6 protein-coding genes, 3 rRNA genes and 1 pseudogene are annotated in these 16,443 nt (G+C 62.8%); all 10 read left to right on the plus strand.

Features of this window, described 5'->3' with window-relative positions:
* Positions 1-54 precede the first annotated feature (54 nt).
* The 10 genes and pseudogenes from ispD (at position 55) to rrf (ending at position 16,407) form a co-directional block, all read left to right on the plus strand.
* Positions 55-798, plus strand: a complete 744-nt coding sequence (ispD, locus tag IW252_RS09965; RefSeq protein WP_331271509.1) for a 2-C-methyl-D-erythritol 4-phosphate cytidylyltransferase — start codon at positions 55-57, stop codon at positions 796-798.
* Entirely contained in the window at positions 795-1,292 is a 498-nt protein-coding gene (gene ispF / locus IW252_RS09970; RefSeq protein WP_196836414.1) for a 2-C-methyl-D-erythritol 2,4-cyclodiphosphate synthase, read from the plus strand. The genes ispD and ispF overlap by 4 nt, the downstream gene beginning before the upstream one ends.
* Before the next feature lie 51 nt (positions 1,293-1,343).
* A complete protein-coding gene (gene cysS, locus IW252_RS09975) occupies positions 1,344-2,783 on the plus strand; it encodes a cysteine--tRNA ligase (RefSeq protein WP_196836415.1) in 1,440 nt (479 codons plus the stop codon).
* 101 nt (positions 2,784-2,884) lie between these two features.
* On the plus strand, positions 2,885-3,856 hold the full coding sequence (rlmB, locus tag IW252_RS09980) for a 23S rRNA (guanosine(2251)-2'-O)-methyltransferase RlmB (protein WP_196836416.1): 972 nt from the start codon (positions 2,885-2,887) through the stop codon (positions 3,854-3,856).
* Between the two features lie 52 nt (positions 3,857-3,908).
* Positions 3,909-6,023: a glycogen debranching protein GlgX gene (gene glgX / locus IW252_RS09985; RefSeq protein ID WP_196836417.1), complete on the plus strand. Its 2,115-nt coding sequence runs from the start codon at positions 3,909-3,911 to the stop codon at positions 6,021-6,023.
* A 71-nt stretch (positions 6,024-6,094) separates the two neighbouring features.
* On the plus strand, positions 6,095-8,185 hold the full coding sequence (locus tag IW252_RS09990; protein ID WP_196836418.1) for an alpha-1,4-glucan--maltose-1-phosphate maltosyltransferase: 2,091 nt from the start codon (positions 6,095-6,097) through the stop codon (positions 8,183-8,185).
* A 29-nt stretch (positions 8,186-8,214) separates the two neighbouring features.
* A pseudogene (gene glgB / locus IW252_RS09995) lies at positions 8,215-10,431 on the plus strand (1,4-alpha-glucan branching protein GlgB); the annotation flags it as partial.
* A gap of 468 nt (positions 10,432-10,899) precedes the next feature.
* Positions 10,900-12,422 (plus strand): 16S ribosomal RNA (locus IW252_RS10000).
* A gap of 507 nt (positions 12,423-12,929) precedes the next feature.
* A 23S ribosomal RNA gene (locus IW252_RS10005) occupies positions 12,930-16,059 on the plus strand.
* Positions 16,060-16,290: 231 nt separating this feature from the next.
* Positions 16,291-16,407, plus strand: a 5S ribosomal RNA gene (gene rrf / locus IW252_RS10010).
* Together the 16S, 23S and 5S rRNA genes form the textbook arrangement of a ribosomal RNA operon.
* Positions 16,408-16,443: the final 36 nt, after the last annotated feature.

Genomic DNA, 16,443 nt, shown 5'->3' on the forward strand with positions numbered 1-16,443 from the left:
CTTTTCTCGTGTTCGGGCGTTGGCGAGCTGCCGGACGTCGGTAAGGTGAGGGGCGTGAAAACCGAACCCGTCAGGGTGACCGAGACGGTCGCCGTCATCATTGTGGCCGCCGGTAGCGGCACCCGGCTGGGACGCAACGTGCCCAAGGCTGCGGTCCCCGTCGCCGGGCGCAGCATGCTGGCCCGCGCAGTGGAGGGCGCGGTCGCGGCCCTGCCCTCGGCGCGCGTCGTCGTCGTGCTGCCCGCCGAACATCAGGACCTCTGGGAGGAATGCGCTGGGTGGGATGGCGTGGTGGCCGTCGCCGGAGGCGCCCATCGGGCGGCGTCCGTCGCGGCCGGTTTGCGGGCCGCAGGCGAGGCGGACGTGGTGCTGGTCCACGATGCCGCCCGTTGCCTCACCCCGCCGTCGGTCTTTGAATCCGTCCGGCGGGCCTTGGCAGCCGGGGCGAGGGCCGTGATCCCGGCAGTGGCCGTGGTGGACACCATCAAGACGGCCCGCCCGGGCCCGGACCCAGCGATCGCCGCAGAAGCCGTCGGCACGACGCCGGCGCGCTCGGGCTTGCGCGCCGTCCAGACGCCTCAGGGGTTTCGCCGCGCGGCCCTTGTGGATGCGCATGCCCGGGCCGGGGCCTGGCCCGCGGACCGGCTCGAGTCCATCACCGACGATGCTCGCCTCATGGAGGAGCTCGGCGAAGACGTGTACCTCGTGCCCGGTGATGAGCGAGCACTGAAAATCACCACCGAACTTGACCTGCTGTTGGCCGAAGCCCTGCTGGCGGCTGAAGGGAGTAGCGCATGAGTCAGATCATTCCGCGCGTCGGTACGGGAATCGACGTCCACGCCGTCGCCGAGGATCCGGACCGCCCGCTCTACGTGGCGGGCCTGTACTGGCCGGGCGAGCGCGGGCTGGCCGGTCATTCGGACGCCGACGCGGTGGCCCACGCGGCCTGCGATGCGCTGTTCTCGGCGGCCGGTATCGGAGACCTCGGGACCCACTTCGGCACGTCCCGCCCGGAATTCGCCGGGGCCTCGGGCAGCACTCTGTTGGCGGAGGCGGCCCGGCTCGTGCGTGCGGCGGGGTTTGAGATCGGCAACGTGGCCGTGCAGTTCGTCGGTAACCGGCCCAAGTTCGCGGCCCGTCGCGAGGAGGCCAACGCGGCCCTGTCCGCGGCGGCCAACGCGCCCGTGACGGTGACGGCGACGACGTCGGACGGCTTGGGGTACGAAGGGGCAGGCGAGGGCATCACGGCCTACGCGACGGCGCTCGTGTACCCGGTGAACGACGCCGACTAGCGCCGCCGGCGCGATCGCCGCCCGTGCGGGCACGTGCGTTAACCTAGTGCGGTGAGCATGCGATTCTATGACACCCGCCAAGCAAGCCTCCGCGAGTTCGCCCCCCTCCAGCCGGGGCGTGTGGGGCTGTACTACTGTGGCGCCACGGTCCAAGGCATGCCGCACGTCGGCCACGTCCGCTCGGCCATTGCCTTTGACATCCTCACGCGGTGGCTCGAGTACCGCGGCCTAGACGTGACCGTCGTGCGCAACGTGACGGACATTGATGACAAGATCCTCGAAAAATCCGCAGCCTCCTTCGCGCCCGACTTCGTCGCTCCTCAGCACTACCGCGACCGCGAGGAGTGGTTCGCGCTGGCCTACCGCTTCGAGCAGGAATTCTTGCGCGCCTACGACACGCTCGGCGTCCGCCGTCCCACGTACGAGCCGCGCGCTACCGGCCACATCACGGAGATGCATGAGCTCATCGCCGAGCTGATCGACGCCGGCCATGCCTATCCCGCCCTCGACGATTCCTCGGACGTGTATTTCGACGTGCGCTCGTGGGGCGAGTACGGCTCGTTGACCCGTCAGCGGCTTGAGGACCTTCAGGAGGCCCCGGATGCGGATCCGCGGGGCAAGCGAGATCCGCGGGACTTCGCCCTGTGGAAGGGGCACAAGAGCGGTGACCCGGTCTCCGCATCGTGGCCCAGCCCGTGGGGCCGGGGTCGGCCGGGCTGGCACTTGGAATGCTCAGCGATGGCGGGCAAGTACTTGGGACGCGAGTTCGACATCCACGGCGGCGGCCTCGACTTGCGCTTCCCGCATCATGAGAATGAGCTCGCCCAGTCCACGGCGTCGGGCCGCGGTTTTGCGAATTTTTGGATGCACAACGGCATGGTGACGTACGAGGGCGAGAAGATGTCCAAGTCGATCGGCAACACCATCTCGCCGGAGGAGATGCTTGCCGAGGCCAGCCCCCGGGTGGTGCGGTATTTCCTCGGTCAAGCGCACTACCGGTCCCAGCTGGACTACAAGCCCACCTCGCTCACCGAGGCGGCCGCCGCCGTCGAACGCGTTGATACGTTCTTGGCCAACGCGCGCAAGCGCCTCGGCGGCGAGGTGGTGCCGACTCAGGTGCCCAGCGCGTTCGGTGCCGCGATGGACGAGGACCTCAACGTGCCGCAGGCACTCGCTGCGTTGCATGAGACGGTCCGTGCCGGCAATACCGCACTGGCTGAGGGGGACGACGACGCCGCCCTGCGCACCGCCGGCGAGGTTGTGGCGATGACCGGCGTCCTCGGCCTCGACGACGCCGTCGTCGCCGATGAGCCGTCCGGCTCCGCGGCGGCGGCCCTCGGCACGCTCATCGAGGCGCAGCTGCAGGCGCGCGCCGAGGCGCGGGCCGCAAAAGACTGGGCTCGGGCCGATGAGATCCGCGACCTGCTCGCGGCCGCTGGCGTCACGATCAAGGATTCGGCCGACGGCGCGGCGTGGAGCCTCGGGCGCTAACCACCGGTTTGCGCGGCCAACGTAGAATGACTGGCGGGCCACCGGGAGTCGGGCAGCGCCCGTACCCCGCTGTAGATTTCTAGCTGCAAGGAACCACAACCATGGCAACAGGCAAGCGTCCAGGCGCCGTCCGGAAGAACAAGAAGGGGCCGTCCGTCGGCACCGGCGGTCACGGCCGCAAGAAGCTGGAAGGCAAGGGTCCCACGCCCAAGGCCGAGGACCGCGTCTACCACAAGGCGCACCGCGCCAAGCAGCTCGCGGAAAAGTCCGCCGCCAAGCGCGGTGGCACGCCCCGGCGCGGTCGCTCACGGGTGGCCGAGGAACTGGTGACGGGCCGCAACTCCGTGCTGGAGGCCTTGCGCACGCAGATTCCGGCCAAGACGCTCTACATGGCCACCCGGCTGGACGTCGATGACCGGGTCCGGGAGACGCTGAAGCTCGCGGCTGAGCAGGGCGTGCCCGTGTTGGAGACCAGCAAGCCGGAACTGGACCGGATGACGGACGACGCCGTTCACCAGGGCTTGGCCCTGCAAATCCCGCCGTACGATTACCCGGACGCCGTCGACTTGGTGACGGAGACAGTCCAGCGGGCCGAGCGCGGACACATCCGCCAGGCCCCACTCTTCGTTGCTCTCGACGGCATCACGGACCCGCGGAATCTGGGCGCGATCGTGCGTTCCGTGTCGGCGTTCAGCGGCCACGGAGTCTTGGTGCCGGAGCGCCGCAGCGTCGGCATGACCGCCTCGGCGTGGAAGACCAGCGCCGGCGCCGCCGCGCGCGTGCCGGTAGCCCGCGCCACCAACCTGACCGCGGCGCTCAAGGAGATGAAGGCGCAGGGCGTCTTCGTCGTCGGGCTCGACGGGGACGGCGACATGAGCCTGCCGGACCTGTCCCTGGCCACGGAGCCGCTGTGCATTGTGGTGGGTTCGGAGGGCAAGGGCCTCTCCCGGTTGGTCCGGGAGACCTGCGACGCCATCGTGTCCATCCCGATCGACTCCGCCATGGAGTCGCTCAACGCCTCCATGGCCGTCGGCATCTCCCTCTACGAGGTCTCGCGCCGGCGGAGCGCCTAGCGCGTCTCCCTGCGCGATCTCCCGACACCTTTCTCACCCCTAGGCGGTTTCGATGGCTCAGCCGAGCGCAGATGTTCCCGCGGCGCTGCATGCACAGGGCAGCGGGCCGGGGCACTTCTCCCGTCCGTTCCCGCGCGGAGTGGTGGAGCAGGCGCCCGGCGTCGTGCCACTGGAGAACGCCGCGAACGTGGCCGTGTTCGCGCCCGAGCTGGAAGCTGTCGACGTCTGGTTCACCGATCCGTCCGGGCACCTCAGCAGCGTCAAGCTTTTTGACACGACGGACGGCGTCCATCACGGCCGGGTCGAAGGGATGCGCCCCGGGGCCCGCTACGCGTTCTGGGCGCACGGCGCCGACCGCCCGGAGACGGGCCAATTGTTGGTGGACCCGTATGCCAAGGCGATCGAGGAGCACGACGACGGCACGTTGTGGGGCGTGTTCATGGGTGCGGCTGAGTTGGACTTCGACTGGGGCGGCGTAGAGCGTCCGCACGTGCCGTGGCGTGACACGGTCATCTACGAGGCCCACGTCAAGGGATTGACGGCGCTTCATCCGCAGGTGCCGGAGCACTTGCGGGGGACCTATGCCGGGCTCGCGCACCCCGTCATGATTGAGCACCTGACTTCCATCGGCGTGACCACCGTGCAGCTGCTACCCATTCACTTCCACACGGATGAGGCCCACCTGCAGGAGAAGGGACTGCCGAACTACTGGGGGTACAACACGCTCGGCTTCTTTGCCCCGCAGCCGACGTACGCCACCGCCGAAGCGCAGGCCGCCGGGCCGCGCGCCGTCATCGACGAGTTCAAGGGTATGGTCAAGCTCTTGCACGAGGCGGGGCTCGAGGTGGTGCTCGACGTCGTCTTCAATCACACCGCTGAGGGCGGTCAGGACGAACCGGCCCTGTCGTGGCGGGGCCTGGCCGACCACCACTACTACCGGCACACGGAGGACGGGCACTACTTCGACACCACCGGCTGCGGTAATACCCTGAACTTCAACGAACCCGCCGTGATTCGCATGGCCATCGACTCCTTGCGCTACTGGGTCGAGGAATTCCAGATTGACGGTTTCCGGTTTGACCTAGCGGTCTCCCTCGGGCGCGGGACGGATCACCACTTTTCTCCGACCCACCCGTTCTTTGCGGCCATTGCGGCCTCGGAAACGCTGACCGGGGTGAAAATGATCGCCGAGCCGTGGGACGTGTCCATGGGCGGATGGCAGACGGGCAACTTTCCGCGCGGCTTCGCCGATTGGAATGACAAGTACCGGGATACGGTGCGCGAGTTCTGGGTTGCGGATCGTGGACGGCTCGAGGCGGGCCAGCAGGGTTCCTCCGTGGCCCACCTCGCCGGTGCGCTCGCCGGCTCGCGTGAGCTCTTCGCCCCCTCGGGCCGCGGGGCGCTGTCCTCCATCAACCTCGTGACCGCGCATGACGGCTTCACGCTCCGGGATCTGGTGAGTTACGACCGCAAGCACAATGAGGACAACGGCGAAGAAAACCGGGACGGCCACCATCACAACAACTCCTACAACCATGGCGTTGAGGGCCAGACCGGCGACGGTGAGGTGAATGCGGCCCGGCTGAAGACGGCGTCGAACGTCATGGCGACCCTGGCGATTTCCCCCGGCGTACCCATGATCACGGCCGGCGATGAAATCGGGAAAACGCAGGAAGGCAACAACAACGCCTACTGCCAGGACAATCCCAAGTCCTGGCTGCACTGGAACCTGACGGAGGACCAGCGCGCCATGTTGGCGACGACGCGCGCGCTGTTCAAAATCCGCAGCGAGTACTTGGCGAACCAGCCGTACACCTACCCCGCCCATGATGATTCGGGCTACCTGTTGTGGTTCAACCGCAACGGCGACCCATTGCAGCAGGACGAATGGACCAACCCTGAGACCCGTTTCATGCAGCTCCTCCTCGGTTCGCCGGGCAGCGAGTTGGACGGGCTGATCATCTTCAACGGGGGGCTGGAACCCGTTGAGGCGACCTTGCCCCACGGAGACGTCGTGACCGAGTTTTTGAACTCCCCGGAGGACCGGACCCGGTTCGAGCTGCGCTACAGCACGGACCCGCGGGATCTGCGCCACCAAGGCGTCGTGCGCGCGGCCGGGGACACTCATCTGGTGGCGCCGCATTCGGTGGCGATCTTTCGGGCGTAACACTGCGGCCCAGAGGAAAAAACTGGCCGGTTCCCTTGGCTGGAACCTGCGCTGCCACTAGCGTCTACGGTGTGAGCAGCCCAGCGAAAAGCAGTCACGTCAGTGCTCGCGTCGGTCGCATTCCGGTCGCGAATATCCAGCCCGTCGTCGACGGGGGAGCGGTGCCTGCGAAGGCGATCGTGGGCTCCGATATTCCCGTCTCGGCCACGGTGTTCCGCGAGGGACATGATGCGCTGGGGGCTACGGCGGTCCTCTACGCCCCGGATGGTTCCATCGAGCAGGCCGTGCACCTCAGTCCCGGCGCTGCCGGGACCGACTCGTGGCACGGCGTGCTCCGCCCCCGCCAGGTGGGGGCCTATAGTTTCGCCGTCGAAGGCTGGGACGATCCGTTGGGGACGTGGCACCACGCGGCGCGCCTGAAGATCGAAGCGGGCCTCGAGGAAGAGCTGATGCTGGCCGAGGGCGCCCACCTCTTCAGGACCGCCGCGCGTGAGGCACGTTCGGCGGGCCGGCGTCAGAGCGCCGAGTCGCTCGTCGCCGCCACGGTGCGCCGGGATGATGCGGACCTCTATGACGCGGTGGCTGATGCGCTGAGTGATCCAGCAGCAACAGTGCAGGAACGCCTCGCCGCCGCCGAGTCCCCCGAGCTGCGTCGGGCCCTCGCAGACCGCCCCCTGCGCCGGCTGGTGTCCTCCTCGCCCCGCTACCCGTTGGGCGTGGAGCGGCCGCTCGCCGGCCGCGGCGCGTGGTACGAATTCTTCCCGCGGTCGGAGGGTGCGGTGTACGACGCCGAGTCGCGGCAGTGGCGCTCCGGGACGTTCGCTACGGCGCAGCGGCGCCTGCCGGCGGTGGCCGCAATGGGGTTCGACGTGCTGTACCTCCCCCCGATTCACCCCATTGGTCGTGCCCACCGCAAGGGAGCGAACAACACCCTGACCGCGGGCGAGCACGACCCCGGGTCGCCCTGGGCCATCGGCGCCGCCGAGGGCGGTCATGACGCGATCCACCCGGATCTCGGCAATGAGAAGGATTTCGCGCGCTTTGTGGAGCGTGCCGAGAGCCTCGGCTTGGAGGTCGCCCTAGACCTCGCGTTGCAGGCGTCGCCCGATCACCCATGGGCTCGCGAGCATCAGGACTGGTTCACGGAGCGGGTGGACGGGACGATCGCTTATGCGGAGAATCCGCCCAAAAAGTATCAGGACATCTACCCGCTGAATTTCGACCGCGACCCGGAGGGTCTCTACGACGAGGTGTTGCGGATCGTCCGGTTGTGGGTCTCGCGCGGCGTCAAGATTTTTCGAGTGGACAATCCGCACACCAAGCCGTTGGCCTTTTGGGAATGGCTCATCGCCACGGTGAATGCGGAGGCGCCCGACGTCGTCTTCTTGGCAGAAGCCTTTACGCGCCCGGCCATGATGCACGCGCTGGGCCGGGCCGGATTCCAGCAGTCCTACACGTACTACACCTGGCGCAACACACGTGAGGAACTGGAGGAGTACCTGCGGGAGGTCACCCGCGAGACGGCCGCATTTTTCCGCCCCAACTTCTGGGTCAACACCCCGGACATTCTTCCGGAGTTCCTTCAATTCGGCGGGCCGGCCGCGTTCAAGCTGCGCGCGGTGATCGCGGCGATGGCCACGCCATTGTGGGGGATGTACGCCGGGTACGAGCTGTGTGAGCACGTGGCCCGCCCCGGTTCAGGCGAATACCTCGACAACGAGAAGTACGAGTACAAACCGCGCGATTTCGCCGCGGCGGAAGAGGCCGGCACGTCATTGGCGCCGTTCATTGCCAAACTCAACCAGATTCGGCACCAGCACCCGGCGTTGGAGGACTTGTCCAACCTGACCCTGCACTCCTCCACGGACCCCTCCACGTTGGTGTTCTCCAAAACCAAGCGTCGCGTCCCCGAGTTGCCGCACACGGCGGACACACTCATCGTCGTCGTCAACCTCGACCCGCACTCCACCCGCGAGTCCACGGTGACGCTCAACCTCAACGCGCTGGACCTCGACGACTCGGCGCTCGGTGCAGACGGTCGGTTCGAGGTGGAGGATCTCTTGACCGGCCACGTCTGGAACTGGGGCGAGCACAATTACGTGCGGCTCGATCCGCACGTCGAACCCGCCCACGTCCTTCACCTCGTCAGGAGGCCCGCATGAGCGCTACACCCACCGTGCCCAGCAGCCCCGAACCGCTGCCCGTCTCAGACGAGGTGTTGGACGCCGTCGCCCACGGCCGCTACCACGCCCCGCATGCGGTGCTGGGCGCGCATTTGGACAACGAAGGGCACGTTACTTTTCGGACGCTGCGGCACCTCGCAGCCTCGGTGTCGGTGATCGTCGCCACCGGTGAGCTTGAGCTGACGCACGAGCACCACGGCGTGTGGGTTGGCGTCCTGCCCGCGACGGACCGCGAGGGTCACGTCCCGGACTACCGGCTCAAGGTCACGTACGACGACGGCGCGTCCGCCTCCCCGTCCGTTCTGACGGTGGATGATCCGTACCGGCACCTCCCCACATTGGGGGAGCTGGACCTCCATCTCATCGGGGAGGGCCGCCACGAGAAGCTGTGGTCCGTCCTCGGAGCCCACGTCCAGCGGTACCACTCCGTGCTGGGAGACGTCGTCGGAACCGGATTCGCGGTGTGGGCCCCGAACGCGCGCGCGGTGCGGGTCAAGGGGGACTTCAATCAGTGGAACGGCCGCCAGCACGCGATGCGCTCGCTGGGGCGCTCGGGGGTCTGGGAGTTGTTCATCCCCGGTGTGGAGGCCGGCGCCGTCTATAAGTTTGAGGTTCTGGGGCAGGACGGGCAGTGGCGGGACAAGGCCGATCCGCTGGCCCAGCGCACGGAAGTTCCACCGCTGACGGGGTCCGTCGTGGCGGAGTCTAACTATGCCTTTGCCGACGGGGAGTGGATGCGCCAACGGGAGCAGTCCAACCCGCATACCGGTCCGATCAGTGTCTACGAGGTCCACTTGGGCTCGTGGCGTCCGGGACTGTCCTACCGTGAATTGGCGAAGCAACTCACCGAATACGTGGCGTGGCAGGGTTTCACCCACGTTGAATTCCTGCCGGTGGCCGAGCACCCGTTCGGCGGATCGTGGGGCTATCAAGTCACTGGGTACTACGCCCCGACCTCCCGCTTCGGCACGCCGGATGACTTCCGGTACCTCATCGACACCCTGCATCAGGCGGGTATCGGTGTCCTCTTGGATTGGGTTCCCGCGCACTTTCCCAAAGATGAGTGGGCGTTGGCGCAGTTCGATGGCCAACCACTCTACGAGCACGCAGACCCGCGCCGAGGCGAGCACCCGGACTGGGGCACACTGATCTTCGACTTCGGCCGCAATGAAGTGCGAAATTTCTTGGTGGCCAACGCCTTGTACTGGCTGGACGAATTCCACGTTGACGGCCTGCGCGTCGACGCCGTCGCCTCCATGCTGTACCTGGACTATTCCCGTCAGGACGGCGAGTGGGAGCCGAACGCGCAGGGCGGGCGGGAGAACTTGGAGGCGATCGCCTTCCTCCAGGAGGCCACCGCCACCGCCTACCGGCTCCACCCGGGCATCGTGATGATCGCCGAGGAATCCACGGCGTTCGACGGCGTCACGCGGGCCACGGAGCATGGTGGCTTGGGATTCGGGCTGAAGTGGAACATGGGGTGGATGCATGACTCCCTGCAGTACATGGGTCAGGACCCCGTTCACCGGCAGTATCACCACCACCAGATGACGTTTTCGCTGGTCTATGCCTGGAGCGAGAACTACCTGTTGCCCATCAGCCATGATGAGGTCGTCCACGGCAAGGGATCTTTGCTCCGCCGCATGCCGGGAGACCGGTGGCGTCAGCTAGCCCAGGTGCGCGCCTATTTGGCCTTCCAGTGGGCCCACCCGGGCAAACAGCTGATCTTTATGGGCACGGAGTTCGCCCAGGAAGGTGAGTGGAGCGAGCAGCATGGTCTGGACTGGTGGATCGCAGACACGGCCGAGCATGGCGGGGTGCATCGTCTCGTCAAGGAGCTCAACGCGTTGTACCGGGAGCGCAGTGCCTTGTGGAGTCAGGATCATGATCCGGCGGGGTTCGACTGGATCGATTCGCACGACGCCGCCGGCAACACCCTGGCTTTTACTCGGCGTGCCAACGACGGCGGTGCCCCCGTCGTCGCGGTGGCCAACTTCGCCGGGGAACCACAGCACGGGTACCGCCTAGGATTCCCGGAACCTGGGCAGTGGACGCAGATTCTGAACACCGACGCCGTGGAGTTCGGCGGATCGGGCGTGACCAATCCCGAGGTGCTGACGGTGCCCGAGCAACCTCACCATGGGCAGCCGGCCAGCGCGGACGTGAGCCTGCCGCCGTTGGGTGTGCTCTACTTCACGCCGACGGATTCACTGACCGCACCGTGAACGAGCGGGCTGAGCCGCCGCTCAACGGCCGGGAATCCGCATGATTCCGGGGCTTCGGTCCCGGTGCTGACCGGGGAGGCCCCTCGATTTGCGCGGGCCCTCAGATGTGCGTATAGTTTTATCCCGCGCCGCACAGCGGAGGGCAACGGAAACGGGGCCCGAGCGAACGGCGAAATAACTTTCTTCGAACTTCCAGCGAGTCGAGTTGACAAGATGGAAAACGCGAGGTAAGATATACAAGTTGCCGCGAATTGAGCGGATCGGATGTTTTTCTGGTTTGTGAAGCGTGTGTGTCTGTTGTTTGAGAACTCAATAGTGTGCCAAGTTTGTTGATACCAAATTTTATTTGGTGAATGGTTGCCTGGTGTCCACCCCCGTGGATGCTTGGGTGACAATTTGCCAGGATTTTTTGAACTGCAGCATGATCGGCTTGTTTTCCCAAGTGGTTGTGTTGTTTTTCGTATGTTTTTTACGGAGAGTTTGATCCTGGCTCAGGATGAACGCTGGCGGCGTGCTTAACACATGCAAGTCGAACGATGAAGCCCAGCTTGCTGGGTGGATTAGTGGCGAACGGGTGAGTAACACGTGAGTAACCTGCCCTTGACTCTGGGATAAGCCTGGGAAACTGGGTCTAATACTGGATATTCAGCTTCCATCGCATGGTGGTTGCTGGAAAGGGTTTCTGGTCAAGGAGGGACTCGCGGCCTATCAGCTTGTTGGTGAGGTAATGGCTCACCAAGGCGACGACGGGTAGCCGGCCTGAGAGGGTGACCGGCCACACTGGGACTGAGACACGGCCCAGACTCCTACGGGAGGCAGCAGTGGGGAATATTGCACAATGGGCGAAAGCCTGATGCAGCGACGCCGCGTGAGGGATGACGGCCTTCGGGTTGTAAACCTCTTTCAGTAGGGAAGAAGCGAAAGTGACGGTACCTGCAGAAGAAGCGCCGGCTAACTACGTGCCAGCAGCCGCGGTAATACGTAGGGCGCAAGCGTTATCCGGAATTATTGGGCGTAAAGAGCTCGTAGGCGGTTTGTCGCGTCTGCCGTGAAAGTCCGGGGCTTAACTCCGGATCTGCGGTGGGTACGGGCAGGCTAGAGTGCTGTAGGGGAGACTGGAATTCCTGGTGTAGCGGTGAAATGCGCAGATATCAGGAGGAACACCGATGGCGAAGGCAGGTCTCTGGGCAGTAACTGACGCTGAGGAGCGAAAGCATGGGGAGCGAACAGGATTAGATACCCTGGTAGTCCATGCCGTAAACGTTGGGCACTAGATGTGGGGAACATTCCACGTTTTCCGCGTCGTAGCTAACGCATTAAGTGCCCCGCCTGGGGAGTACGGCCGCAAGGCTAAAACTCAAAGGAATTGACGGGGGCCCGCACAAGCGGCGGAGCATGCGGATTAATTCGATGCAACGCGAAGAACCTTACCAAGGCTTGACATGGACTGGATCGCCCTAGAAATAGGGTTTCCCTTCGGGGCTGGTTCACAGGTGGTGCATGGTTGTCGTCAGCTCGTGTCGTGAGATGTTGGGTTAAGTCCCGCAACGAGCGCAACCCTCGTTCCATGTTGCCAGCACGTGATGGTGGGGACTCATGGGAGACTGCCGGGGTCAACTCGGAGGAAGGTGGGGACGACGTCAAATCATCATGCCCCTTATGTCTTGGGCTTCACGCATGCTACAATGGCCGGTACAATGGGTTGCGATACTGTGAGGTGGAGCTAATCCCAAAAAGCCGGTCTCAGTTCGGATTGGGGTCTGCAACTCGACCCCATGAAGTCGGAGTCGCTAGTAATCGCAGATCAGCAACGCTGCGGTGAATACGTTCCCGGGCCTTGTACACACCGCCCGTCAAGTCACGAAAGTCGGTAACACCCGAAGCCGGTGGCCCAACCCTTGTGGAGGGAGCTGTCGAAGGTGGGACTGGCGATTGGGACTAAGTCGTAACAAGGTAGCCGTACCGGAAGGTGCGGCTGGATCACCTCCTTTCTAAGGAGCAACTAGCACTTACTGGCCGGACCCCAGTGTCTGGTGTGGTGGTGTTCAGTGTTTACTCGTTGCCGGCCCGGATGTGGTTGGGCGAGTGCTCAAGGGTGGAATATCAACGAATCGTCATCTGATGGTGGCTTCCTTGGCTGGTAGTACGCACTGCGTTGGTGGTGTTGGAATCTGGTGGGGTGGTTGTTGTTGGGTGTTTGGCACACTGTTGGGCCCTGAAGCAACAGGCCCTCCCGTGACTCCCTTTGGTGGGGTTGCGGGTTGGACTGGTTGTTTTGCCCTGCTTTGGCCTAAGCATCAATGGTTGCCGCATGTGAGTGTGGTGGTTGGTGTGGTGGGGAGCTGGGGGTTGTTGTTTGGGAACTGCATAGTGGACGCGAGCATCTTGTATCAGACATGCACTTTTGGTGTGTGTTTGAAGCAATTTCTTTGATCTCATAGAAACCTTAAACATTTTTTGGTTTTCTTGATAATAAAGCTCATTGCTTGACTGTTTGTGGTCAAGTTTTCAAGGGCGCATGGTGGATGCCTTGGCATCGGGAGCCGAAGAAGGACGTGGGAATCTGCGATAAGCCTGGTGGAGTCGATAACCGGACGTTGAGACCAGGATTTCCGAATGGGGGAACCCCGCACAGTGTCATGCTGTGTGACCCGTATCTGAACACATAGGGTACGTGGAGGTAACGCGGGGAAGTGAAACATCTCAGTACCCGTAGGAAGAGAAAACAATAGTGATTCCGTTAGTAGTGGCGAGCGAACGCGGATGGGGCTAAACCGAATCATGTGTGATAGCCGGCGGGCGTTGCATGGTCGGGGTTGTGGGAGCATCACGTACTTGTTCTGCCGGGCAAGTGTGGTGAGGTGTAGGCGTATAGGTGAAATGGTTTGAAGGCCATACCGGAGAGGGTGAGAGTCCCGTAACTGTAATGCGTACTGCCGCCATTGTGGTGTCACCCGAGTAGCACGGGGCCCGAGAAATCCCGTGTGAATCTGCCAGGACCACCTGGTAAGCCTGAATACTACCCGATGACCGATAGCGGATCAGTACCGTGAGGGAATGGTGAAAAGTACCCCGGGAGGGGAGTGAAATAGTACCTGAAACCATGTGCTTACAATCCGTCGGAGCCTCCTTGTAGGGGTGACGGCGTGCCTTTTGAAGAATGAGCCTGCGAGTTAGTGCTGTGTCGCGAGGTTAACCCGTGTGGGGAAGCCGTAGCGAAAGCGAGTCTGAATAGGGCGTTTGAGTGGCACGGTCTAGACCCGAAGCGAAGTGATCTACCCATGGCCAGGTTGAAGCGACGGTAAGACGTCGTGGAGGACCGAACCCACTTCAGTTGAAAATGGAGGGGATGAGCTGTGGGTAGGGGTGAAAGGCCAATCAAACTTCGTGATAGCTGGTTCTCCCCGAAATGCATTTAGGTGCAGCGTTGCGTGTTTCTTGTCGTGAGGTAGAGCTACTGGATGGCCGATGGGTCCCACCGGATTACTGACGTCAGCCAAACTCCGAATGCCGGCAAGTCAGAGCGCAGCAGTGAGACAGTGGGGGATAAGCTTCATTGTCGAGAGGGAAACAGCCCAGAATGCCGACTAAGGCCCCTAAGCGTGTGCTAAGTGGGAAAGGATGTGGAGTTGCTTAGACAACCAGGAGGTTGGCTTAGAAGCAGCCACCCTTGAAAGAGTGCGTAATAGCTCACTGGTCAAGTGATTCCGCGCCGATAATGTAGCGGGGCTCAAGTACACCGCCGAAGTCGCATCATTCAGTTATAGACATTAGCCTTTGTGGTTCAGTGGACTGGATGGGTAGGGGAGCGTCGTGTAGCGAGTGAAGCCGCGGTGGAAACCAGTGGTGGATGCTACACGAGTGAGAATGCAGGCATGAGTAGCGAATGACGGGTGAGAAACCCGTCCGCCGAATGATCAAGGGTTCCAGGGTCAAGCTAATCTGCCCTGGGTGAGTCGGGACCTAAGGCGAGGCCGACAGGCGTAGTCGATGGACAACGGGTTGATATTCCCGTACCAGTGAAGAACCGTCCCTACTGAACCGGTGATGCTAACCACCTCAAGCACCATAGAGCACCCTTCGGGGTGACGTTGGTGGGCGACGTGGGACCCGAACCGGGGAGGTCAGCGTATTAACAGGTGTGACGCAGGAAGGTAGCCGGGCCAGGCAATGGAATCGTCCTGGTCCAAGGGTGTAGGCCGAGGAGTAGGTAAATCCGCTCTTCATGATGGTTGAGACCTGATAGGCGCCCACCATGGGTGGGTGATCCGGTGATCCTATGCTGCCAAGAAAAGCATCGGCGCGAGGTTCTAGCTGCCCGTACCCCAAACCGACACAGGTGATCAGGTAGAGAATACCAAGGCGATCGAGAGAATCATGGTTAAGGAACTCGGCAAAATGCCCCCGTAACTTCGGGAGAAGGGGGGCCTGCCCCGTGACCACCACTTGCTGGTGTGAGCGGGTGTGGGCCGCAGAGACCAGGGGGAAGCGACTGTTTACTAAAAACACAGGTCCATGCGAAGTCGCAAGACGATGTATATGGACTGACTCCTGCCCGGTGCTGGAAGGTTAAGAGGAGCTGTCAACACTTCGGTGTGAAGCGGTGAATTTAAGCCCCAGTAAACGGCGGTGGTAACTATAACCATCCTAAGGTAGCGAAATTCCTTGTCGGGTAAGTTCCGACCTGCACGAATGGAGTAACGACTTCCCCGCTGTCTCAACCATGAACTCGGCGAAATTGCAGTACGAGTAAAGATGCTCGTTACGCGCAGCAGGACGGAAAGACCCCGAGACCTTTACTATAGTTTGGTATTGGTGTTCGGTGCGGCTTGTGTAGGATAGGTGGGAGACTTTGAAGCGGGCACGCCAGTGTTCGTGGAGTCATCGTTGAAATACCACTCTGGCCGTATCGGATTCCTAACTTCGGACCATGATCTGGTTCAGGGACAGTGCCTGATGGGTAGTTTAACTGGGGCGGTTGCCTCCCAAAATGTAACGGAGGCGCCCAAAGGTTCCCTCAGCCTGGTTGGCAATCAGGTGTCGAGTGTAAGTGCACAAGGGAGCTTGACTGTGAGAGTGACAGCTCGAGCAGGGACGAAAGTCGGGACTAGTGATCCGGCGGCACCTCGTGGAAGGGCCGTCGCTCAACGGATAAAAGGTACCTCGGGGATAACAGGCTGATCTTGCCCAAGAGTCCATATCGACGGCATGGTTTGGCACCTCGATGTCGGCTCGTCGCATCCTGGGGCTGGAGTCGGTCCCAAGGGTTGGGCTGTTCGCCCATTAAAGCGGTACGCGAGCTGGGTTTAGAACGTCGTGAGACAGTTCGGTCCCTATCCGCTGCGCGCGCAGGAAATTTGAGAAGATCTGTCCTTAGTACGAGAGGACCGGGACGGACGAACCACTGGTATGTCAGTTGTACCGCCAGGTGCACCGCTGATTAGCTACGTTCGGACGGGATAACCGCTGAAAGCATCTAAGCGGGAAGCCCACTTCAAGATGAGATTTCCCTACACATTAGTGTGAGAGGCCCCCAGCTAGACCACTGGGTTGATAGGCGGGACGTGGAAGCGAGGACTACAGACTCGTGAAGCTGACCCGTACTAATAAGCCGACAACTTACACCACAAACACCACCACAACCCCCAGGGTTGATCAACGGTGGCAAGAACACGCTCGCGTCCACTATGCGGTACCGAAACAACAACCGTTTCACCAAAAACCACATACACGTACAACACCAGCCAAGGAAACCCCTTAACAACTGGTAAGCTTGTACACAGTCCACGAACCAAACGTGGCCCACAAATTTCCCCAACAACCACCAAAAAAGCCGGTGGTGACAGCGGGTACAAGGGTTACGGCGGTCATAGCGTGGGGGAAACGCCCGGTCCCATACCGAACCCGGAAGCTAAGACCCACAGCGCCGATGGTACTGCACTCGGGAGGGTGTGGGAGAGTAGGTCGCCGCCGGACAAATACTACAAGGCAGGCCCCGCAACAACGACCGTT

Source organism: Zhihengliuella flava, assembly GCF_015751895.1.
GTDB lineage: Bacteria > Actinomycetota > Actinomycetes > Actinomycetales > Micrococcaceae > Zhihengliuella > Zhihengliuella flava.

Excerpts from the sequence above, each read along its gene's own strand:
- rlmB (WP_196836416.1), top strand. The coding sequence starts at position 2,885 with ATGGCAACAGGCAAGCGTCCAGGCGCCGTCCGGAAGAACAAGAAGGGG.
- ispF (WP_196836414.1), top strand. The coding sequence starts at position 795 with ATGAGTCAGATCATTCCGCGCGTCGGTACGGGAATCGACGTCCACGCC.
- glgX (WP_196836417.1), top strand. The coding sequence starts at position 3,909 with ATGGCTCAGCCGAGCGCAGATGTTCCCGCGGCGCTGCATGCACAGGGC.